General features: G+C 75.0%; 21 protein-coding genes and 1 pseudogene. 11 read left to right on the top strand and 11 right to left on the bottom strand.

Features of this window, described 5'->3' with window-relative positions; genetic code table 11:
• Positions 1-78: 78 nt before the first annotated feature.
• Together ACU436_RS08155 and ACU436_RS08150 are read right to left on the bottom strand one after the other, a co-directional pair.
• Complete coding sequence (locus ACU436_RS08155; RefSeq protein WP_459023246.1) at positions 79-687, bottom strand: hypothetical protein; 609 nt, start codon at positions 685-687, stop codon at positions 79-81.
• Positions 684-1244 carry a peroxiredoxin-like family protein gene (locus ACU436_RS08150; RefSeq protein WP_459023244.1) on the bottom strand — a complete coding sequence of 187 codons (561 nt, stop codon included), beginning with the start codon at positions 1242-1244 and terminating at the stop codon, positions 684-686. The genes ACU436_RS08155 and ACU436_RS08150 overlap by 4 nt, the downstream gene beginning before the upstream one ends.
• 68 nt (positions 1245-1312) lie before the next feature.
• On the opposite strand from ACU436_RS08150, the gene ACU436_RS08145 reads away from it, so the two are divergent.
• A complete protein-coding gene (locus ACU436_RS08145) occupies positions 1313-1924 on the top strand; it encodes a TetR/AcrR family transcriptional regulator (protein ID WP_459023243.1) in 612 nt (203 codons plus the stop codon).
• Positions 1925-2037: 113 nt separating this feature from the next.
• Here ACU436_RS08145 and ACU436_RS08140 read toward each other — a convergent pair whose 3' ends face one another.
• The gene (locus tag ACU436_RS08140; protein WP_459023242.1) at positions 2038-3210 is read right to left on the bottom strand and encodes a helix-turn-helix domain-containing protein; all 1173 of its coding nucleotides are present in this window, start codon (positions 3208-3210) and stop codon (positions 2038-2040) included.
• 13 nt (positions 3211-3223) lie between these two features.
• Complete coding sequence (locus ACU436_RS08135; RefSeq protein WP_459023240.1) at positions 3224-3877, bottom strand: ACT domain-containing protein; 654 nt, start codon at positions 3875-3877, stop codon at positions 3224-3226.
• 261 nt (positions 3878-4138) lie between these two features.
• Between ACU436_RS08135 and gatC the strand changes: the two genes are divergently transcribed.
• Genes gatC through gatB form a run of 3 tightly spaced genes read left to right on the top strand, consistent with a single transcriptional unit; the run spans position 4139 to position 7445 of the window.
• Positions 4139-4456, top strand: coding sequence for an Asp-tRNA(Asn)/Glu-tRNA(Gln) amidotransferase subunit GatC (gene gatC / locus ACU436_RS08130; RefSeq protein ID WP_459023238.1), 318 nt, complete (start codon positions 4139-4141; stop codon positions 4454-4456).
• A complete protein-coding gene (gene gatA, locus ACU436_RS08125; protein WP_459023237.1) occupies positions 4453-5949 on the top strand; it encodes an Asp-tRNA(Asn)/Glu-tRNA(Gln) amidotransferase subunit GatA in 1497 nt (498 codons plus the stop codon). The genes gatC and gatA overlap by 4 nt, the downstream gene beginning before the upstream one ends.
• Entirely contained in the window at positions 5946-7445 is a 1500-nt protein-coding gene (gene gatB / locus ACU436_RS08120; RefSeq protein ID WP_459023235.1) for an Asp-tRNA(Asn)/Glu-tRNA(Gln) amidotransferase subunit GatB, read from the top strand. Before gatA ends, gatB begins: the two co-directional genes overlap by 4 nt.
• A gap of 6 nt (positions 7446-7451) precedes the next feature.
• On the opposite strand, the gene ACU436_RS08115 is transcribed toward gatB, so the two are convergent.
• A complete protein-coding gene (locus ACU436_RS08115; protein WP_459023233.1) occupies positions 7452-8606 on the bottom strand; it encodes a PQQ-dependent sugar dehydrogenase in 1155 nt (384 codons plus the stop codon).
• Positions 8607-8754: 148 nt separating this feature from the next.
• Between ACU436_RS08115 and ACU436_RS08110 the strand changes: the two genes are divergently transcribed.
• Positions 8755-9348 carry a DoxX family protein gene (locus ACU436_RS08110; RefSeq protein WP_459023231.1) on the top strand — a complete coding sequence of 198 codons (594 nt, stop codon included), beginning with the start codon at positions 8755-8757 and terminating at the stop codon, positions 9346-9348.
• The gene (locus ACU436_RS08105; RefSeq protein ID WP_459023229.1) at positions 9345-10238 is read left to right on the top strand and encodes an aminoglycoside phosphotransferase family protein; all 894 of its coding nucleotides are present in this window, start codon (positions 9345-9347) and stop codon (positions 10236-10238) included. The genes ACU436_RS08110 and ACU436_RS08105 overlap by 4 nt, the downstream gene beginning before the upstream one ends.
• On the opposite strand, the gene ACU436_RS08100 is transcribed toward ACU436_RS08105, so the two are convergent.
• Positions 10227-11081 carry an oxidoreductase gene (locus ACU436_RS08100; RefSeq protein WP_459023227.1) on the bottom strand — a complete coding sequence of 285 codons (855 nt, stop codon included), beginning with the start codon at positions 11079-11081 and terminating at the stop codon, positions 10227-10229. The genes ACU436_RS08105 and ACU436_RS08100 overlap by 12 nt on opposite strands.
• Positions 11082-11182: 101 nt before the next feature.
• Here ACU436_RS08100 and ACU436_RS08095 point away from each other — a divergent pair, with 101 nt between their 5' ends.
• Both ACU436_RS08095 and speB read left to right on the top strand, forming a co-directional pair.
• A complete protein-coding gene (locus ACU436_RS08095; protein ID WP_459023225.1) occupies positions 11183-12022 on the top strand; it encodes a helix-turn-helix transcriptional regulator in 840 nt (279 codons plus the stop codon).
• A gap of 25 nt (positions 12023-12047) precedes the next feature.
• Positions 12048-13049 carry an agmatinase gene (gene speB, locus ACU436_RS08090; protein WP_459023223.1) on the top strand — a complete coding sequence of 334 codons (1002 nt, stop codon included), beginning with the start codon at positions 12048-12050 and terminating at the stop codon, positions 13047-13049.
• Here speB and ACU436_RS08085 read toward each other — a convergent pair.
• Positions 13046-14926, bottom strand: coding sequence for a BTAD domain-containing putative transcriptional regulator (locus ACU436_RS08085; protein ID WP_459023221.1), 1881 nt, complete (start codon positions 14924-14926; stop codon positions 13046-13048). The genes speB and ACU436_RS08085 overlap by 4 nt on opposite strands.
• Positions 14927-14979: 53 nt before the next feature.
• On the opposite strand from ACU436_RS08085, the gene ACU436_RS08080 reads away from it, so the two are divergent.
• Entirely contained in the window at positions 14980-15855 is an 876-nt protein-coding gene (locus tag ACU436_RS08080; RefSeq protein ID WP_459023219.1) for an alpha/beta fold hydrolase, read from the top strand.
• A gap of 11 nt (positions 15856-15866) precedes the next feature.
• Here ACU436_RS08080 and ACU436_RS08075 read toward each other — a convergent pair.
• Positions 15867-16193: pseudogene (locus tag ACU436_RS08075) on the bottom strand (dihydroxy-acid dehydratase); the annotation flags it as partial.
• 75 nt (positions 16194-16268) lie between these two features.
• Here ACU436_RS08075 and ACU436_RS08070 point away from each other — a divergent pair.
• Together ACU436_RS08070 and ACU436_RS08065 are read left to right on the top strand one after the other, a co-directional pair.
• Positions 16269-17300 (top strand): YhjD/YihY/BrkB family envelope integrity protein, encoded by a 1032-nt coding sequence (locus ACU436_RS08070; protein WP_459023217.1) that lies wholly within the window; start codon positions 16269-16271, stop codon positions 17298-17300.
• Positions 17297-17950: a TetR/AcrR family transcriptional regulator gene (locus ACU436_RS08065; RefSeq protein WP_459023215.1), complete on the top strand. Its 654-nt coding sequence runs from the start codon at positions 17297-17299 to the stop codon at positions 17948-17950. The genes ACU436_RS08070 and ACU436_RS08065 overlap by 4 nt, the downstream gene beginning before the upstream one ends.
• Here ACU436_RS08065 and ACU436_RS08060 read toward each other — a convergent pair.
• The 3 genes from ACU436_RS08060 to ACU436_RS08050 are packed head-to-tail and all read right to left on the bottom strand — an operon-like array spanning position 17832 to position 20286.
• The gene (locus ACU436_RS08060) at positions 17832-18242 is read right to left on the bottom strand and encodes a PH domain-containing protein (RefSeq protein WP_459023214.1); all 411 of its coding nucleotides are present in this window, start codon (positions 18240-18242) and stop codon (positions 17832-17834) included. The two genes, ACU436_RS08065 and ACU436_RS08060, sit on opposite strands and share 119 nt — an antisense overlap.
• A 20-nt stretch (positions 18243-18262) precedes the next feature.
• Positions 18263-19465, bottom strand: coding sequence for a lysophospholipid acyltransferase family protein (locus tag ACU436_RS08055; protein ID WP_459023211.1), 1203 nt, complete (start codon positions 19463-19465; stop codon positions 18263-18265).
• A complete protein-coding gene (locus tag ACU436_RS08050) occupies positions 19462-20286 on the bottom strand; it encodes a phosphatidate cytidylyltransferase (RefSeq protein WP_459023209.1) in 825 nt (274 codons plus the stop codon). Before ACU436_RS08050 ends, ACU436_RS08055 begins: the two co-directional genes overlap by 4 nt.
• Positions 20287-20344: the final 58 nt, after the last annotated feature.

The following is a 20344-nucleotide window of genomic DNA, read 5'->3' as shown; positions in this document are numbered from 1 at the left end:
CCCACCCTCACGCACACCAACTTCGGTGCTCACACATGAACTGCAGTTCGTGTGTGAGCACCACGGTTGGTGTGTGGCTCACACGAGGCTGTGATCCTCCGCGTAGACCTTGCGGCAGCCCGGGGCGCAGAAGGCGTGGTCGACCCCGTCGTGGGTGAGGGTGTACCGGGCTGTGGCCCACTCGACGGCCATCCCGCACACCGGGTCGATCGTGCTGCCCTCCGGGGCCACCGGCCGCTCACCGGAGTCGCGGAAGCCCTGCGTCATCAGCCGCACGATCTCGGTGCTCGCCATGGCGCGGCCGAGCGTGCCCACGCAGTGCTCGCGCAGGCCGATGATCTGCACGACGCAGTGCGGCTCGCGGCGCAGGCGGGTGGCGTCGGGCTCGGTGCCGGCGACGGCATCGGTGATCATGGGCACGATGTGGCCGGCGAACTCCGGGTTGCTCCAGGACCCCGGCACCGTGACCCGTACCAGGTAGCGGGGCGCCGGGCCCGCCGCCGGCCCGCCGGTGGCCCAGGTCCGCGGCTGCACGACCACGACGTGGATGAGCTCGCGTGTGGAGTCCAGCACCGAGTGCGGGGCCGCTTCCTCGAACGTCAGCGTCCGGAGGATGCGGTCGGCGAGCTCGCGCTCCGCATCGGCGGTGAGCGTGCGGCCGGTGACGAACACCTCGATGGTCATCATGCCCGGTGCTCCGTCCCGGCCGGGACCAGCGAGAGGAGCTCCTCCACCGACCACTGGTCGTCGACGTGCGCGCCGTGCTTGGCGGCGAGCACCCTCCCGTCGGGTGCGATCAGGAAGTCGGCCGGCAGGCCGAGGCGGCCGCCCTCCGGGGTGGTCGGCGGAGCGGGCCGCGCGTGGCGCCGGATGGCCTGCAGCTCCCACGCGACGGCGCGGACGATGGTCGGCCAGCCGCGCGGGTCGAGCAACGAGCGCGCCCCGTACTCCACGCCGAACTCCCGGTAGAGGACACGGTCGGGATCGGCGATCACGTCGAGCGGCAGGTCCGACGTGTAGGTGCGCAGCGTGTCGGCGCTCGAGTGGAAGACCACGACCTCGTGGACGCCGGCCGCCTCGACGTCCGCGAGCCGGTTGACGAACGAGCGCAGGTGCAGGTTGCACACGGGGCACCCGGCGAACCGGCGGAACTGCAGGTGGACCAGGTGATCGGGGTGCGGTACCGGCACCCGCGACCCGGCGACGGTGTCCAGCGTGCGGGGCGCGATGTGTGTGGGCGCCATGGATCCTCCTTAGGTGTACGAAGTACGCTTACGATCCAGTATGCGCGTACCTTGTACGCTGTCAAGTCGTGCCCCGCCCCCGCTCGCTCACCGACGACCAGCTGGTCGCCGCCGCACTCGCCGTCGTCGATCGCGAGGGGCTCGCGGCGCTCACGATGCGTGCGGTCGCGCGCGAGCTCGGCGTGGCCACGATGGGCCTGTACCGCTACGTCGCCGACCGGCAGGCGCTGGAGCTGCTGGTCGTGGACCACGTGTTCCGCTCGGTCGACACGTCGCTGCCGGACGCCGGCTGGCAGGAACGCGTCCGGGTGCTGCTGGACCGCATGCGGGTGGCGGTGGCCCGGCATCCCGCGGTCGTTCCGTTGGTGCTGCGGCACCGGCAGGCCGCGCCGGGCTCGCTGCGGCTGATCGAGGCCATGTTGTCGGTGCTCACCGAGGGCGGGCTCGACGGCGCCGACCGCGTGCTCGCCCAGCGCACGCTGATCGGCCACGTCCTCGGGTTCCTGCAGAACGAGCACTTCGCCGCGCTGTCGGGGCCGGGCACGATCGTGATGTCGGAGCTGTCCGCCGCCGACTACCCGCTCCTCGCGCGCACGGCTGCCGACGCCCGGTCGGTGCCGCCCGACGAGGAGTTCCGGCGGGGCCTCGACATCGTCCTGCGCGGCCTCTCGACGACCTGACCCCGCGGTCGCACACCAACTGTGGTGCCGGCACACCAACTGCAGTTCGTGTGTGGGCACCAAGGTTGGTGTGTGACGGCTGCGGGCGGGCTACCTCGCGGTGCGGCCCCCGGTTACGGGTGCTCGCAGCTGGCGCCTGCCTGCAGGGCAACCGCCAGCTCCAGGCGGGCCGCCGGGTCGTCCAGCGCCCCGCCGAACGTCTCGCGCAGGGCGGCGAGGCGGTAGCGCACGGTCTGCGGGTGCACGTGCAGCGCGGCCGCGGTGGCCGTGACGTCGCCGTGGGCGTCCAGCCAGGCGCGCAGGGTCTCCTCGGCGCGGGCGGCGGCGCCGGTCGGTAAGGCGCGCAGGGGGGCCAGCGCACGCTCGGTGAGCGCGGCGGCGAGGTCCGGGGCCGCGGCGAGCAGCAGGGGAACGAGGTGCTCGTCCGCGCGGACGAGGGGCGCGTCGTCGTCCAGCCGGTTGGCGGCGTGCAGCGGCCACGCGGCCTGGGCGAGGCCGGCCGAGCGGTGCGCCTGCGCGGGTTCGACCACCGGCCCGAGCACGGCACGCCGCTCACCGGCCGCACCGCGGACGCGGTCCAGCCAGGCCGAGTCCGCTTCCCCGCGGGCGGCCACGACGACGAGGCCCACGGGGTCCAGGTCGGCGCCCACCGCGCCGGGAAGGCGCGCGGCGACGGCCACCGCGTCGTCGACGACGAGCGCCGCGACCCGGGCCGGCACGGTCCAGCCCGCGGCCGCGGCGGCCCGTTCCAGCTCGGCTGGCGCCGCCGGTGGGGTCGGCCGGGCGAGCAGCTCCACGAGCGCGTGCCGGCGGGCCTGCAGCGACCCCGCCTGGCTGGCCTCCTCGTCCGCCCACCCGGCGACGGAGGCGGCGCTGATCTGCTCGATGTACCCGAACAGCGCCTCGGCCAGGTTGAAGATCACCTCCGGGGGAAGCCGGCGCGCGGTGGTGCTGGCGGCGAGGCGCTGCCAGAGCGTTCGGGTGCCCACCTGGTAGGCGGTCTGCAGGGCCGCGAGCGTGCGGCCCTCACGGTGCTCCAGCTGCCCGAGCGCCCGGTACACCCGGGCGTCGTCGAGGGGGTCGTCGCGGCCCAGCAGGTCGAGGAACTGGCCCAGCGCCACCGAGACGCCCTCGGTGATCCGGGCGCCGAAACGGCCCGTGAGCGGGCGGGCGTACTCGGGCACCTCGGCCCGGACGGCGGCGATGATGCCGTCGATCGTGCCGGCGAGCTCGGGCCGCAGGGCCGGGCCGACCCAGCTCGGGACGCGGGACCAGGGGCGGTCCACTAGTGGACCGTGCTCAAGGCCCGAGGACCGTGACGACGATGCCGGCCAGGTGGGTGAGGCGCGCCAGCTCGGAGGGCCGGAACGCCGGCCCGCCGGGCCGCCCGACGACGAGGGCGCGTGCCTTCGGCCCGAACGGCGCCGCCGCGAGCTCGGTGTCGAGCGCACTCCACGGCTCCGGCATCCAGTGCACGGCGGGGTCCAGCACCGTGGCCTTCTCCAGCGGCAGCCACGGCAGGTCGCCCGCGCGGGTCTCCGGGGCGGCCGGGCTCTCGGCGAGCCGGTAGGACGACCCGTTGTCCCGCACGGCGACGATCGCCCAGCCCGCGCGGAAGATCCGGGGCACGCCGTCGGCGAGCAACTGCAGGCCGTGCTCGGGGTCGCCGGCGATCTGGTCGATCAGCTCCAGCTCGTGGTGCGTCTCGAGCTTGCCCGAATGCGGCCGGACGGACTCGACCTCGACGCCGGGGACGGACTCGGCCGCCGTGATCAGGACGTCCGGCGGGCGGCCGTGCTGCAGCTCGACCGCGAGGTCGTCCACGGCATGGCCATGGGCCCGCTCCACGACGTCCACGCCGAGGATGTCGGCCCCCGCGTTGCCCAGCGCGGTGGCCACGGACCCGAGGCTGCCCGGCTTGTCCGGAAGAACGACCCGGAGCAGGAACGACACACCACACGTCCTCTCGCGTACGCGCCCCCCACCGCGGGACTCCTCCCGCGTCAGTCGGGGCGGTTCACGCGGCGGCACTGCTATGCGGATTGTGTCAGGAGCGAGCCGTTTCGGCACGAGGGCGGCAGCTCGTACCGCCCCCGATATCGAATGCGGCGACGACTAGACTCGCAAGGTGTCGATGCCAGCGCCCGGCGCGGCACGTATCGCCATCGTCCGCACCCGGTTGCGGGCCCCTGAGCACGCCAGTCCTGGAGGGACATGTCCGCCGAACCCGCGGCAGCGCACATCAGCCGGGAGGAGGTTGCACACCTCGCCCGGCTCTCCCGGCTCGCCGTCACCGACGCCGAACTGGATGTCTTCGCCGGCCAGCTCGAGGTGATCCTCGGTGCGGTCACCCGCGTGGGCGAGGTCGCTGCCGACGACATCCCGCCCACCTCGCACGCGGTGCCGTTGCAGAACGTGTTCCGCCCCGACGAGCTGCGCCCCGGCCTCACCCAGGAGCAGGCGCTGGCCTGTGCTCCCGCCGCGGAGGACGGCCGTTTCCGCGTGCCGCGGATCCTGGGGGAGGAGGCATGAGCGAGCTCACCAGGATGAACGCGGCGGACCTCGCCGCGAAGATCCACTCCCGCGAGGTGTCGGCCGTGGAGGTCGCGCAGGCCCACCTCGACCGCATCGCGGCCGTCGACGGCGACGTGCACGCGTTCCTGCACGTCGCGGGCGACGCCGCGCTCGCGTCGGCGGCGCTGGTGGACGAGGGCCTCGCCGTGGGCACCGCGCCCGCGTCGCCGCTGGCCGGCGTCCCGCTCGCGCTCAAGGACGTGTTCGCCACGATCGACATGCCCACCACGGCGGGCTCGAAGATCCTGGACGGCTGGCGTCCGCCGTACGACGCCACGGTCGCGGCCCGGCTGCGCGCCGCCGGCATCACGATCCTGGGCAAGACCAACATGGACGAGTTCGCGATGGGCTCGTCCACCGAGCACTCCGCCTTCGGCCCTACCCGCAACCCGTGGGACACCAGCCGCGTGCCCGGCGGGTCCGGTGGCGGCTCGGCGGCGGCCCTCGCCGCGTTCGAGGCGCCGCTCGCGATCGGCACCGACACGGGCGGTTCGATCCGCCAGCCGGCCTCGTTCACCGGCACCGTCGGCGCCAAGCCGACCTACGGCGGCGTCTCCCGGTACGGGCTGATCGCCTGCGCGTCCTCGCTCGACCAGGGCGGGCCGTGTGCGCGCACCGTGCTGGACGCCGCGCTGCTGCACGAGGTGATCGCCGGGTACGACCCGATGGACTCCACCTCGATCGACGAGCCGGTTCCTGCGGTCGTCGAGGCCGCGCGCCGCGGCGCGAGCGGCGACCTGTCCGGGCTGCGCGTCGGCGTGGTGCGCGAGATGTCCGGCGACGGCTACCAGCCCGGCGTCCGCGCGTCCTACGAGGACGCGCTGCGGCAGCTGGAGAAGCTCGGCGCGGAGCTGGTCGAGGTCTCCTGCCCGCACTTCGAGTACGGGCTGGCGGCGTACTACCTGATCCTGCCGAGCGAGGTGTCCTCCAACCTCGCCCGGTTCGACGCCATGCGCTACGGGCTGCGCGTCGACGGCGGTGCGTCCGCCGAGGAGGTCATGGCCGCCACCCGCGAGGCCGGGTTCGGCGCGGAGGTGAAGCGGCGCGTCATCCTCGGCACGTACGCGCTCTCGTCCGGCTACTGGGACGCCTACTACGGGCAGGCGCAGAAGGTGCGCACGCTCATCAGCCGCGACTTCGCGGCGGCGTTCGAGCAGGCCGACGTCCTGGTCTCGCCGACGACGCCCACCACGGCGTTCACCATCGGCGACAAGGTGGACGACCCGCTGGCGATGTACCTCAACGACCTGGCCACGATCCCCACCAACCTGGCGGGCACCGCCGCGATCTCGGTGCCGTCCGGGCTCGCCGACGGGCTGCCGGTCGGGCTGCAGGTGATGGCCCCCGCGCTCGGCGAGGCCCGCATGTACCGGGTGGCGGCGGCGTACGAGGCGGCCCGCAACGCCGAGGACGGCCCGCTGATCGATCGCGTTCCGGAGGTTGCCGCATGAGCGCGCCGACACTCGTCGACTACGCCGAGGTGCTCGAGCGCTTCGACCCGGTGCTCGGGCTCGAGGTCCACGTCGAGCTCAACACGCAGACCAAGATGTTCTGCGGCTGCCCCACCATGTTCGGGGCGGAGCCGAACACCCAGGTGTGCCCGGTGTGCCTCGGCCTGCCCGGGGCGCTGCCGGTGGTCAACCGCTCGGCGGTGGAGTCGGCCATCCGGATCGGGCTGGCGCTGAACTGCACGATCGCGCCGTGGGGCCGGTTCGCGCGGAAGAACTACTTCTACCCGGACATGCCGAAGAACTTCCAGACCTCCCAGTACGACGAGCCGATCGCCGTGAACGGGTACCTGGACGTGCCGCTCGACGACGGCTCCGTGTTCCGCGTGGAGATCGAGCGCGCGCACATGGAGGAGGACACCGGCAAGTCGCTGCACGTCGGCGGCGCCACCGGGCGCATCCACGGCGCCGAGTACTCGCTGCTCGACTACAATCGCGCCGGGGTGCCGTTGATCGAGATCGTCACGAAGACGATCTCCGGCACCGGGGAGCGGGCGCCCGAGGTCGCGCGGGCGTACGTCACGGCACTGCGCGACCTGCTGCGCGCGCTCGGCGTCTCGGACGTCCGCATGGACCAGGGCTCGCTGCGCTGCGACGCCAACATCTCGCTGATGCCGAAGGGTGCGACGGAGCTCGGCACCCGCACCGAGACCAAGAACGTCAACTCGCTGCGGTCGGTGGAGCGCGCGATCCGCTACGAGATGACGCGCCAGGCGGGCGTGCTGCTCGCGGGCGACCGCGTCGTGCAGGAGACTCGGCACTTCGACGAGTCCACCGGCACCACGTCGTCGGGCCGGACGAAGGAGACCGCCGAGGACTACCGGTACTTCCCGGAGCCCGACCTGGTGCCGATCGCCCCGCCGGCCGAGTGGGTCGAGGAGCTGCGTGCCACGCTGCCCGAGCTGCCGTGGGAGCGCCGTGGCCGGATCCGGCAGGAGTGGGGCCTCACCGCCGCCGAGCTACGCGACCTGGTCAACGCGGGCGCGCTCGAGCTGATCGAGGCCACCGTCGCCGCGGGCGCCCCGGCGGGCGAGGCCCGGTCGTGGTGGGTCTCCTACCTGACCCAGCAGGCCAACACCCGCGGCGTCGAGCTGGCCGGGCTGCCGATCACACCGGCCCAGGTGGCCCGGGTGATCGAGCTCGTGACGTCCGGCGAGCTGTCCAACAAGCTGGCGCGCCAGGCCGTCGACGGCGTCCTCGCCGGTGAGGGCGGGCCCGACGAGGTCGTCGCCGCGCGCGGACTGGTGGTCGTCTCGGACGACACCGCGCTGCTCGCCGCCGTCGACGAGGCCCTCGCCGCCCAGCCGGACATCGCCGAGAAGATCCGCGGCGGCAAGGTCCAGGCCGCGGGTGCGATCGTCGGCGCGGTCATGAAGGCCACCAAGGGGCAGGCCGACGCCAAGCGCGTGCGGGAGCTGGTGATCGAGCGCTGCGGCTGATCCGGTCTACTGCCGGTTGTCGCCGCCGGCTGCGAGGGGCTGGATCCGGATCACGCGGTCGTCGGAGGACACCGGCTCGCCACCCGCCTTGTTGACGGTGCCCAGCCAGAGCAGGCCGTCCGGCGCGAGGGTGGCTGCGGAGAGGCGGCCGTAGGTCTCCTGCAGGATCGTCTCGGGTGCGCCGACGAACAGGTTCTTCGCGTCGGACCGGATCACGAACAGCGACTCCGGCTGCACCTGGGCGACGGCCACGGCACCGTCCTGGGCCGTGCAGCCCGCGACACCGGGCCGGTCCGGCCAGCGCCAGGCGGGCGCCGGGAGCTCGCCGGGGACGACCAGGTGCAGCACGTCCTCGCCGGCACGCCGGTCGGTCACCCAGGCCGCGCCCCGCCGGGGGTCGACACAGATCCCGCCGGGGGACTGCAGCCCGGTGCTCAAGGTCGGCGAGAGGGGGTCCGGGTTGCCCTTGGCCGGGCGGCCCTGCACGTCGATGCGCAGCAGCTTCCCGGCCAGGGACTCGGGCGCGGGGGTGATCTGCCCGGCGTTGCCGGTGGCCACGAGCAGCGAGCCGTCCTCGTCGACGGCGAGCGCGCCGCTGTTGTTCGACGGGCCACGGGGGATGCCGGTGAGCACGGGCTTGGCCGGTTCGCCTGCCGCGATGCGCACGACGCGGTTGTCCTCGGGCGTGGTGACGTAGGCGTAGACGAGCTGGTCCTCGATGTAGGACGGCGACAGCACCAGCCCGGTGAGGCCACCACCGCCGGTGGGGTCCACCGGCACCGTGCCCACCAGTTCCGGCTCGCTGCCCTGCTCGACGCGCAGCACGCGCCCGGTCTGCCGCTCGCCGACGAGCGCCGTGGCCGCATCGGGGAGCACCGCGATGGCTCCGACCGGGTTCAGGCACGTGGCGATGACCTGGGGGTCGGGGTCCTGGCAGCCCGACGGCGGCTGCTGCGGGCCGTCCTGCCCCTCCTGCCCGGGCGGCTGCTGCGGCCGGGGCTGCGGTGTGGGCTCCGGCACCACCGGGGGCCCGCCGAGCTCGCCCGCGCCCTCCAACTGCTCGTGCCACTCGCGGGGGCCCTGCTCGGGGAACGTGGCACACCCACCGAGCGTCAGCACGAGCAGCGCCGCCGCGGCCGCGCGCCGCACCCGTCCTCCCACGGGGTCAAGGTTAGGTGGCGCCGGGTGAGCGGCCGGTGAATCGGGTGCCGTGGCCGGGGTGCTCGCCATTGCGGCAAAGCCACCTCGCCGACACGTGCTTGCGGCAAAGTGGCTTTGCCGACAACGGGGACGGCTACGCTCTGGCACCATGAGCGACCAGCCCACCTCGATCCTGCCCGGCGGGGGTGGGTTCGGTTCCCAGGAGCCTTCCCAGACCCGGCCCAACCGGCGGCCGCTGGCGTGGAACCCGGGCACCGACGTGGGCCTGCTCCTGATGCGCTTCGCCGTCGGCGGCACGTTCTTCGCCCACGGCATGCAGATCGTCACCGGGATGTGGGGCGGCCCCGGCATCGGGGAGTTCACCCGCACGCTGGAGGGCTTCGGCTACCAGCAGGCGCCGGTGCTGGCCTGGGTCGCGGGCCTCACGGCCCTGGTCGGCGGCGCGCTGGTGGTGCTGGGCCTCCTCACCCCGATCGCGGCGGCGGGCCTGCTCGCCCTGATGATCAACTCGGTGGCGGTGAAGGTCGGCAACGGCTTCTTCATCGCCTCGCCCGCCGGCCCGAACGCGGTGGAGCTGGACGTGGTGCTCGGCCTGGCCGCTGCCGCGCTCGTGCTCACCGGGGCGGGCCGGATCGCTCTCGACAAGGGACGCACCTGGAACGTCCGCCCAGCCTCATGGGGCGTGCTGGCCCTGATCATCGGCGTGACCGCCGCCGTGCTGGTGCTCGTGCTCCTGCGGTGACGCCGCCGGATTCCGCGTGGATCGACGCGGCCGCGCGGTGGGCGGGAGCGCCGGTCACGGTCACCGCGCGGGCTCCGCTGGCGGGCGGGTACGTCGCCGACACCGTCGAACGCATCGATCTGGACGTGGCCGGTCGGCCCGCCGCGGTCGTCCTCAAGCGGGCACGGCCGAGCGAGGTGGCCGCGATGCGCGCGCTCGCCGTGGTGCCGGGTGTGGACCGCCCGCGCCTGCTCGCCACCGGCCGCGACGACCACGGCGACTGGCTGCTCCTGCCGTTCTACGCGGGCGCCGCGCTGGACGGCGGTGCGGTGCCGGCGGCGGTGTGGGACGTGCTGGGCAGGGTGCACACCCACTGGCACCGCCGGCGCCCGCGCGGCATCCCGGTGGTCGACGCGGGCTGGTGGCGGGCGCTGGTCGCCGGGCACACGCTGCCCGCGGTCCGCGGCGCGCACGGCCGTACCGGCGAACCCCGCCTCGCCGAGATCGCCGAACTGCTCGAGGGATGGTCGACCGACGCCCGCCTCCGCGCCGCCCTCGCCCTGCTGCCGCGCACGCTGACCCACGGCGACGCCCACCGCGGCAACGTGCTGCTCGACCCGGACGGCGCCGTGCTGATCGACTGGGGCAACGCCCGCGTCGCCCCGGCCGGGCTGGACGTCGCGACGCTGGCCGCGCAGGGCGCCACCGCGCCGGTCACGTACGCCGCGCCGCAGCTCCCGCCGGCGCTGCGGGAGGTGGAGCGGCTGTGGGCCCAGGTCCAGGTGCACGTCCAGTACCTGGGCTTCGCCGCCGACCACCTGGGCACCGGACGCGTCGTCGAGATGGTCGACACCGCCGCCCGTGCCCTGGACGCGCTCGGCCCCGCGCTGACCACGGCGTCACGCGGGTGAGGTCGCGACCTCGGTGCTCAGGGTGAGCCGCTCCCAGTCGGTGAAGTTCCGCTGCAGCGCGTCGAGCTTGCCGCGGGCGACCTGCAGCGCGGCGGTGCCGAGGAGCAGCCGCAGCGGCGGCTCCCTCGCCTCGAGCGCGGCGACGACGGCCTCGGCGGCGCGGGCCGGGTCGCCGGGCTGCCGGCCGTACGTGGCCAGCGTCGCGTCGCGGCGTCTGCCCGCGGTCTCGGCGTAGTCGTCGATCCGGGTGGCGGACTGCCGCATCGACGGCCCGGACCAGTTGGTCCGGAAGGCCCCGGGCTCCACGATCGTGACCCCGATGCCCAGCGGCGCGACCTCCGCCGCCAAGGACTCCGACAACCCTTCCACGGCGAACTTGGTGGCGTGGTAGTAGCCGGTGGCGCCGAACGCGGCGAGCCCACCGAGCGAGGAGATGGTGACGACGTGACCGGTGCGCCGGGCGCGCATGCCCGGGAGGACGGCCTTGGTCACCGCGACGACGCCGAAGACGTTGGCCTCGAACAGCGCCCGCACCTCGGCGTCCTCGCCCTCCTCGATGGCGGCCAGGTACCCGTAGCCGGCGTTGTTGACCAGCACGTCGATCCGGCCGAATGCCTCTTCGGCGCGCGCGACCGCGGCCGAGACCTGCTCGGGATCCGTGACGTCCAGCGGCAGGGCCACTGCCCGGTCGCCGTGGGCGTCGACGAGGTCGGCGACGGTCCGCGGGTCGCGGGCGGTGACCGCCGCCCGCCAGCCACGGTCGAGGACGTGGGTGGCCAGCGCGCGGCCGAGGCCGGTGGAGCAGCCGGTGATGAACCAGACGGGGGATGGGTCGAGTGACATGCCTCCACGGTCGTGGCGCAACGCGCGGGCCACCAGAGTCCCGTCTTCCTGGGACCGCTGGTACCAGGCGGGCCCGCCGATGCGGATGCAGACTGGTGGGCATGGCGATCTCGGAGTTCGGGCGGGCCCTGCGCCGCTGGCGCGACCGGGTCCCGCCCGAGGCCGCGGGACTGCCGGCCGGTGGGTACCGGCGGGCGGCCGGGCTGCGCCGGGAGGAGCTGGCCCTGCTGGCCGGGATCTCCGTCGACTACATCACCCGCCTCGAGCAGGGCCGCGCGTCCCACCCGTCGGACCAGGTCATCGAAGCGCTGGCCAGGGCCCTGCGCCTGACGCCCGCCGAGCGCGACCACCTGTTCCACCTGGCCGGGATGACCCCACCGGGCCCGGAGACGGTGTCCGCCTACATCACCCCGAGCGTCCAGCACCTGCTCGACCGGATGCCCGCCACCCCCGTCGCGGTCTTCGACGCAGCCTGGACGCTGCTGGTGGCCAACCAGCCCTACGCGGCGTTGATGGGCGACCCGGGTGGATGGCGGGGCCGCGAGCGCAACGCCGTGTGGCGCAACCTGGTCGGTCGCGGCACCCGGGTCCGGCAGACCCCCGACTCCCGGCGGGCCCTCGAGGCCACGCTGGTCGCCGACCTGCGTGCCGCCGCCGGCCGCTACCCCGCCGACCAGCAGCTGCGGCGGCTGGTCGCGGAGCTGCGCACCGCCAGCGACCGGTTCGCCGAGCTGTGGGACTCCGGCGCCGTCGGCCACCACGAGACCGCGCGCAAGGTCGTCGACCACCCGCACGCCGGGCCCGTGACGCTGGACTGCGACATGCTCACCGTGGCCGGCAGCGACCTGCGCATCATGATCTACACCGCGGTGCCCGGCACCGAGGACGCCGAACGCCTCGCGCTGATCACCGTTCTCGGCACCCAGACCCTCACCGGGTGACTACCGGGGTGACTACCGTGTGATCATGCCGCGCTACGGCCCGATGTACGGCCCGGACATCACGTTCCTCGGCGTCGACCGCTGCACGATCGACGAGCCGGCCACCTACGCCGGCGCCGACGTCGTCGTGCTGGGCGCACCGTTCGACGGCAGCACATCCCACCGGCCCGGTACCCGTTTCGGACCGCAGGCGATCCGGACCGCCGACTACCTCCCGCCCGACGCGACCCGCCCCAGCCTCGCCCTGCGCGTCGACGGGCTGCAGGATCTGCGGGTGCTCGACGCGGGCGACGTCGAGATGTTCTCCGGCGACGTCGAGCGCAGCCTCCGGGTACTGGAGGAAGCCGTCACCACGGTGGCCCGGAACGGTGCGCTGCCGCTGGTCCTCGGCGGCGACCACGCCATCGCGTTCGCCGACGCGAAGGGGGTGGCCAACCACCGCGGGTACGGCCGGGTCTCGATGCTCCACTTCGACGCGGACGCCGACACCGGCGACATCCTGCACGGCTCGCTCTGGGGCCACGGGCAGCCGATGCGGCGGCTGATCGAGTCCGGCGCGCTGCGCGGCGACCGCTTCCTGCAGCTCGGGCTGCGCGGCTACTGGCCCGGCCCCGAGACGCTCGCGTGGATGGCCGAGCAGCACATGCGGTCCTACGAGATGACCGAGATCGGCGCCCGCGGGCTCACCGCCTGCCTCGACGAGGCCTTCGCGATCGCGGTGGACGGGTGCGACGGGGTGTTCCTGTCCGTCGACATCGACGTCTGCGATCCCGGCCACGCGCCCGGCACCGGCACCCCGGAGCCCGGCGGATTCTCGGCCCGGCAGCTTCTCGACTCCGTCCGCCGGATCTGCATGGAGCTCCCGGTCGTCGGCGTCGACGTCGTGGAGGTCTCGCCGCCCTACGACCACGCCGACATCACCGCGGCCCTGGCGAACCGCGTGGTGCTGGAGGCGCTCTCGGGGCTGGCGTGGCGGAAGCAGGGGAGCGGTCACGACCCCGCCAGCCCGCTGCTGGAGGGCCGCTAGCGCCGCAGCGCGTCGAGGTGCTCGCTGACGGGTCCGAACGTCAGCATGCCGCTGCCGGCCCCGGCGATCTCGCCGGCGGCGGGAGCGAGTGCCCGCTCGGCGCGGGCGATCGTCTCCGCGTCGCCGAGCACGAGCGCCGCGCGTCCGGCCAGGCACCAGAGGACTTCGAGCAGCTGGTCGGGCGGCGGCTCGGGAAGCGACCGCAGGGCGTCGGCGGCCGCGGCCGTGCGCCCGTCGGCGAGCAGGAGGTGGGGCCGGATCCAGGGTGCGTACGGGCCGGGGTCGTTCACCGGTCCGGGGCCCTCGCTTCGCCGCAGCCGCAGGCACACGAGAGCGAGGTCGAGCAGGCCGTGCTCGACGCCCGGCATGTCCGCGGCGGCGAGGAGCCGGGCGGCCTCCCGGTAGCGGGCCTCGGCGTCCGCGGCGCCGCCCTCGGCAGCGCGCACGGCGCCGAACCCGGCGACGAACACCGGCACCAGCGGGCTGTCGAAGCGCGCACCCGCTGCGGCCAGCGCCGCGGCTTCGGCGGCCGCGCCGTCGAGATCACCGAGCGCGCCGAGGGACTGCATCGTCACGAGGTGGCCGAGGATCGTGTAGGTGGGGAGTTCGTGCTCGGCGGCGAGCGCGCGGATCTCGCGGGCGATCTCCCCGCGCTGCGCGGCGAGGCCGGCCCGGTGGAACGACTGCATGATCCGGCCCGACAGCGCGAAGCCCAGCAGGGCGGGGTCGCCCACGCGCCGGGCGAGTCGCTCCGCCTCGCGGGCGACCGCCGGCCCCCGGCTGCCGGGCACCCCGCGCGTCTCGATCGCGATGGCGGCGAGCAAGCGGGCCCGGTCCGCAGGTGCATCGGCGCCCGGCAGGGCCCGCTCGGCGGCCGCGACGACCACCGCCGAGGACCGGGGGTCGTCCGAGCGGGCCCACACGCTGGGCACCCCGTAGCCGCCGATCACCCGGGCGGTCAGCGGGCTGTCGCCGAGTTGCTCGGCCACGGCGACGGTGGCCGCGTGGCGGGCCGCGGCCGCGCGGGGTCCGCCACCGTGGATCGCCAGGCTGCGCAGCAGCGAGGTCGTCGACTCCAACTTCGCGCGCGCCCCGATCGTCGCGCTGCGCTCCCATTCCGCGGCCGCGCTCGCCCACACGCGGTCCACAGCGGACGTCGGCAGGAGGCGGGGTGAGCGGCGCAGGATGTCGATCTCCATGGCGGCGAGCGTCGGGCCCGGGTCGATGCCGAGCTCATCGACGAGCTGGTGGCGGGCCCGGCGCAGGACGGCGAGCGCGTCGCCCGGTCGCTCGCAGCGGTACAGCGCCAGCGCGAGCAGCCGCCAGCCCTCCTCCCGCCACGGGTGGTCGGTGACGTGCGCGTCGAGGTCGGGCACGGCGGCCTCGGGCCGCCCGGCCGCCAGCCGGGCCCGTGCCAGCTGCTCGACGGCGCCGAGCCGCAGCTCGGTGAGCCTCCTGCGTTCCGATCGGAGCCATGCGGCGTCGGGGAAGTCGGCGTAGGCCGGGCCTCGCCACCGGTCCAGCGCCTCCTCCAGCGGCCCGACGGCGTCGGCCTCGGAACCGGACCGGGCGACCGCGGACTCGAAGCGCCACGCGTCCACGGACTCGCCGCGGAACGCGTAGCCGGGCCCGGCGGTGGCGATCATCCGGGCCCCGAGCGCGGCGCGGAGGTCGGACACGAACGTCCGTACCGCGCCGACCGCGCGCCGCGGGGGGTCGCCCGGCCAGAGGTCCTCGACCACGGCGGGCACCGGGACCGTGCGCCCGCGGGCCACGATCAGCCGCGCGAGCACCGCGCGGTGGCGGGGGCCCCGGAGGTTGAGCGGCCGGTCCTGCTCGTCGTACGCCGCGACGGGACCGAGAACCTGGATCCTCACCGCGTTCACCGGTGCTGACCGGATGCTGATCGGCCCCGCACAGACTCGGGGGCATGACCACCACGATCCCCGGCTTCCGCACCGAACTGCTGCCCGGCGCCGACGGGACCCGGATCAACGTCGCCGTCGGCGGCCACGGCAGCCCGGTCGTGCTGCTGCACGGCTTTCCCCAGACCCACCTCATGTGGCGGCATGTCGCGGCCGACCTCGCCGCCGACCACCGGGTGATCTGCCCCGACCTGCGCGGCTACGGGGCCAGCGACAAGCCCGCCGACGACGGGTCGGCGTACTCGAAGCGCACGATGGCCGCGGACGTCGTGGCGGTGGCCCGTCATCTCGGCGCGGACCGGTTCGCACTGGTCGGGCACGACCGGGGGGCGCTGGTCGCGATCCGGGCGGGTCTCGACCACCCCGACGCTGTCACCCACCTCGGGCCGCTGGACGTGCTGCCCACGCTCGACATGTGGGACATCCTGCACGGCGCGGACGCCGCGGTGGCGTTCCACCTGTACCTCATGGCGCAGCGGCCCGGTCTGCCCGAGGAGATGATCCACCGCAGCGCGGACACGTTCTTCGGCCACTTCCTCGACGTGTGGGCCCGCGATCCCGACGCGATCCCCGGGGACGTCCGCGCCGAGTACCTGCGGGCCTCGCGCGAGGCCGTGCCCTCGATCGTCGCCGACTACCGCGCGTCGGCCGGGATCGACCGCGAGCACGACCGTGCCGACCGCGCCGCCGGGCGGCGGCTCACCATGCCGGTCACCGTCGTCCAGCAGGACTGGGGCGCCGCCTTCGGCTTCGACGCCGCAGCCCTCTGGAAGGCGTGGACCGTGGACCTCGACCACCGGACCCTGGACGCCGGCCACTTCATGGCCGAGGAGGCACCCGCCGACGTCACGGAGATCATCAGGAGCTTGCTGGCCCGGTGAGGAGTGCCCCGGACCTGCCGGACGGCTCCCCGGTCCGCGCTGGTGGCCAGGGCCGCGTAGGCGCGCAGCGCCTTCGTGACCGGGCGGTCGCGGTCCTTCCGCTGCCACGGGCGCTCGCTCGCGTCCACCTTGGCGCGGCGCTCGGCGAGCACCTCGTCGGCGACCTCCACCTCGAGGACGCGCGCCCGCACGTCGATGACGACGGTGTCGCCGTCCTCGATCAGGCCGATCACGCCGCCGGCCGCGGCCTCCGGGGAGATGTGCCCCACCGAGATGCCGCTGGACCCGCCGGAGAACCGGCCGTCGGTGATCAGCGCGCACTTCGCGCCCAGGCCCGCGTACGCGCGCGGCAGATCGATGTCCGCTGGCCCATCCTGTGTCGACCGTTCGGTGACCGCAGATGGTGGTGGCGCATGATGAGCACGTCTCCTCCGGCTCGGGCCCGGGCAGCGGTCACGAGGCTGCGAGCCGGGCACGAGTGGATCGACCACCTGCTGCGTGCCGGCGAGCGGTACCACCAGCTCCGCGGCAACCACCTTGCCGCCGCGATCACGTTCTTCAGCGTTCTCAACGCGGTTCCGCTGCTGATGATCGCCTTCGCGGCGACCGGGTATGCGCTCGTCTTCAACCCGTCGTTGCTCGCCGCTCTCGAGGCCGCGATCGCCCGGGCCGTGCCGACGGAGCTGTCCGACACCGTCGAGCCGGTCATCGACGCCGCGATCGCGCAGCGCAACACCGTCGCGGGCATCGGGCTGCTCGCGGCCCTGTGGGCCGGCATCTGGTGGATGTTCAACCTTCGCGAAGCGGTCTCGGCGCAGTGGGCGATCCCGCCGCAGAGCCCGGCGTCGCCCCGGCGCCTGCTCTCGGACCTCGCTGCCCTCGCCGGGTTGTGGATCGCCGTGATCGGTTCCCTCGCGATCAGCGCGATCGGGACCGGTGCGGGGGAAGGCGTCCTGAGGCTCGCCGGGTGGCAGGGCGCCGCCTGGACGGAGACCACCCGGATCAGCCTCGGCCTGGTCCTCGGCCTCGTCGCCGACTGGCTGATCTTCTTCTGGATCATCACCCGGTTGCCCCGGACCCGGGAACCCGTTCGGGGCGCAGCGCGGGCGGCGCTGCTCGGCGCGATCGGTCTCGAGGTGCTGAAGCAGGGGCTGGTGATCTACCTGGGCCGGATCACCGGTTCCGTGGGCGGGACCGTCTTCGGCTCGCTGCTCGGGCTGCTGGTGTTCGCCTACCTCGTCTCCCGGTTCGTCCTCCTCGTGACGGCGTGGGCCGCCACCATGCGGGGCAATCTGGCGCCGGCACCGGCCGAGGTGCCGGTCGTCGTGCCGGTCGCGGTCCCGGCACGCACCGCACCGGGCCGGGCCGTCGCAGGAGCGATGATCGGCTCGATGATCATCGGTGTGTTGGTGGGGGCGCGCCTGGGCAACCGCAGGCGTCCTTGACCAGCGGTCCTGCGCCGAGGGCGATCCTCTCCGCCGCGTGGGACGTCGCCCGGGAGCACGGGCTCGCGGCACCGACCCTGCGCGAGGTCGCCACCCGCGTCGGCATGCGGGCGCCGTCGCTGTACTCCCACTTCGCGTCGAAGCACGCGATCTTCGATGCGATGTTCGGGCAGGCGTGGGAGGAGTACGACCGGCTCGCCGCGGACTCGGCGGGGCGCCTGCCGGACGAGCCGCGCGGCGTGCTCCGGGAGATCGCGCGGCCGGCTCCCAGTGGGCCAACGACCCGGGCGGGGACCGCTACGCCCGCCTCCTCGACCGCGCCGTCGACATGTACGCCGACGCCCTCCACCTGCCACCGGAGGAACCATGACCGTCACCGACACCCGCCCGACGGCCCACCCCGCCGCTGCCTGCTCGACCGGGAGACGGCGATGCGGCTCGCCGCCACCGAGTACGGCCGCGACCTCGACCAGCTGCGCTGCTCTCCGGACGCGGCCACGGGGAGGGTCTGCTCGGTGTCGAGGTGCCTTTCTAGGCGTCCGCGGTCGGGTCGGGGAGGCGGCCGCCGCTCACCGCGGCGAGCCGGGGCAGGTCGCGCAGGTGCACGGCCGGCAGGGCGAGCTCCGAACCGTCGTTCAGCACCGCGCTGACGCGGGCGGCGCCCGGGTTGCGGGCCCGGCCCAGGTGCACCGACGTGATGTCGCTCCAGGGCACGCGGCGGCCGCCGACCACCCGGCGCACGGTGACCGTCTCGGGGTCGGCCACGGTGCGCACGCGCAGCGTCCACACGATGATCCCGATCGGGATCAGGTAGACCAGCCACAGGAACGGCGCGGCGAACGCCACGGGGGTGGCGCAGACGGCGAACGTCAGCGCCGCGAGCACGACGAGCGGGGAGATGCGGAAGACCGCGCGCGGCGGTGGCTCGGGGGGAGCGCTCACGCCACCATCGTCGCATCGGGTCACGTCCAGGCCGCGACCACCAGCGTGAGGCCCACCGCGAAGAGCGCGATGCCGGTCCCGACGACGTGGACGTAGCGGTGCGGCCACCGCCGCAGCGCGACGCCGAGCAGGGCGCACGCCGTGCCGACCGACGCGATGCGCACCCCGCGGTGGCCGATCGCCGCGCCGAGGAACGAGAGCGGTTCGACGCCGGCCCGCCCCGCCTCGGCCGCGTAGACCTTGAACGGGATGCCGGACAGCGGCTGGTGCCGTACCGCGTACGCACCCTCGGCGGCGGTCTGCTCCACCACCGCGGCCCGCATCCGCTCGGTGACGAGCGGGGCCGCCGGCGCGGCGCCCACCGTCGCGAGGGCGAGGGTGCAGAGCCCGCCCGCCATGCTCGCGAGCACCGCCGCCGGGACCAGCCGGACGCCGGCGCGCGGCGCCGCGAGCAGCAGCGCGAACAGCACGAGCTCCGGCACGAGCGGCCACCAGATCGCCTCGGCGAAGCTCCACGCGACGACGAGGCCGAGCCCCACCCCGGACCCCGCGAGGCGCCGCGCCGACGCGGCCGAGTTCGGCCGCTCACACACCAACTGTGGTGCCGGCACACGAACTGCAGTTGGTGTGTGAGCACCGAAGTTGGTGTGTGACGGGGAGGTCGCGAGGCGGGTCACCTCGGCGCGGGCCGCGTCCGGGTCGGGGGTGAGCGGGGCGCCGATCCGGACGGTCACGCGGGTGCGGCGCAGCCGCCCGTGCTTGGGCAGCAGGTCCGCGGTGCCGGCGATACCGACCGGCACCACCGGCACGCCCGCCGCCGCGGCGAGGCGGAACGCGCCCGCGTGGAACCGGGCCGCGCCGCCGGCCCCGCGCGTCCCCTCCGGGTAGACGATCACCGCCCGGCCCGCGCGCAGCAACGCCGCGGCGGCGGCGATGTCGGCGCTCCCGCCGCCCGTGCGCCGCACCGGGAACGCGGCCGCCAGCACCCGGCAGGCCGTGGAGCGCCAGCCGCGTGCGAACCAGTAGTCGGCCGCGGCGGCTACGCGCGGGGCGTGCCCGCTGTCGACCGCGGCGAGCAGGGCCGCGGTGTCGGCGTGCGAGCTGTGGTTGGCGACGACCACGCACCCGCCCCGCGGGAGGGAACCCACGACGGTGAGGCCGCCGGTCAGCGCCAGCACCAGCCGCCACAGCCAGTGCCGCGCCGCCGCGGCGAGCGCCGTCATGACAGCTCCGTCACGAGGACCGCGAGGGGCAGCGCCACCAGCAGCGAGTCGACCCGGTCGAGCAGGCCACCGAAGCCGGGCAGCCAGGTCCCGGCGTCCTTGCGGCCCGCCTCCCGCTTGAGCATCGACTCCAGCAGGTCGCCCAGCACCCCACCGGCAACGACCGCGACCAGCAGCCCGGCCGAGGGCCTGCCCAGCGCGAGCAGCACGGCCCCGGCGCCGACGACGGCCCCGGCGACGCCGCCCCAGGTCTTCGAGGGGGACAGCGGAGAGAGCGGCCGTGCGCCCGGCCCGCGCCGGCCCAGCAGCCGGCCGCCGCACCACGCCCCGACGTCCGCGACGCCGACGGCGAGGCAGACCGCGACGGCGACCTGCGGGTCGAGGACGGCGAGCCCCGCGAGCCCGCCACCGATCCACACGGTGCCGAACGCCCCGTAGGCCGCCCGCCGCCCCCCGGTCTCGGCGTCGCCGGTGAGCACCGCGGGGACGGCCGCGGCGATCGCGAGCACCGGCAGCAGCAGCCCGAGCAGGTCGGGGCGCAGCAGCGCCACGACGGGGACGCCCGCCACCCGCGCCGCCAGTGCGATCGCGTCCCAGCGGGGGAGGCCGGCCAGCCGGGCGAACTCGGCCGCGGCGACGACCCCCAGCGCGGCGGCGAGCGCGGCCCCGCCGGCCCGCCCGCCCAGCAGCAGCGGGCCGAGCACGAGCGGCGCGGCGATCACCCAGGTGCGCCAGCGCGCGGTGAGCTCCGCGCGGCGGGCACCGCCGACGGCGACTCCGCCGATGCCGAGGGCGCCGAGGGTGAGGGTGACCGGATCCATGCGCCGAGCGTGCCGCCGGTCGCGCCCCGATCCCTCCGTGCGACCACTCGATGGTGGT

It is taken from the genome of Pseudonocardia wallangbongensis (assembly GCF_054486945.1).
Note: the sequence above shows the minus strand (reverse complement) of the source record. Positions and strands in the feature narration are given on the sequence as shown.

Bases quoted from the DNA above. Each gene is read 5' to 3' on its own strand.
- ACU436_RS08155 (WP_459023246.1), bottom strand. From the start codon at position 687: ATGATGACCATCGAGGTGTTCGTCACCGGCCGCACGCTCACCGCCGAT.
- ACU436_RS08150 (WP_459023244.1), bottom strand. From the start codon at position 1,244: ATGGCGCCCACACACATCGCGCCCCGCACGCTGGACACCGTCGCCGGG.
- gatC (WP_459023238.1), top strand. From the start codon at position 4,139: ATGTCCGCCGAACCCGCGGCAGCGCACATCAGCCGGGAGGAGGTTGCA.
- gatA (WP_459023237.1), top strand. From the start codon at position 4,453: ATGAGCGAGCTCACCAGGATGAACGCGGCGGACCTCGCCGCGAAGATC.
- gatB (WP_459023235.1), top strand. From the start codon at position 5,946: ATGAGCGCGCCGACACTCGTCGACTACGCCGAGGTGCTCGAGCGCTTC.
- ACU436_RS08110 (WP_459023231.1), top strand. From the start codon at position 8,755: ATGAGCGACCAGCCCACCTCGATCCTGCCCGGCGGGGGTGGGTTCGGT.
- ACU436_RS08100 (WP_459023227.1), bottom strand. From the start codon at position 11,081: ATGTCACTCGACCCATCCCCCGTCTGGTTCATCACCGGCTGCTCCACC.
- ACU436_RS08095 (WP_459023225.1), top strand. From the start codon at position 11,183: ATGGCGATCTCGGAGTTCGGGCGGGCCCTGCGCCGCTGGCGCGACCGG.
- speB (WP_459023223.1), top strand. From the start codon at position 12,048: ATGCCGCGCTACGGCCCGATGTACGGCCCGGACATCACGTTCCTCGGC.
- ACU436_RS08080 (WP_459023219.1), top strand. From the start codon at position 14,980: ATGACCACCACGATCCCCGGCTTCCGCACCGAACTGCTGCCCGGCGCC.
- ACU436_RS08070 (WP_459023217.1), top strand. From the start codon at position 16,269: ATGATGAGCACGTCTCCTCCGGCTCGGGCCCGGGCAGCGGTCACGAGG.
- ACU436_RS08055 (WP_459023211.1), bottom strand. From the start codon at position 19,465: ATGACGGCGCTCGCCGCGGCGGCGCGGCACTGGCTGTGGCGGCTGGTG.
- ACU436_RS08050 (WP_459023209.1), bottom strand. From the start codon at position 20,286: ATGGATCCGGTCACCCTCACCCTCGGCGCCCTCGGCATCGGCGGAGTC.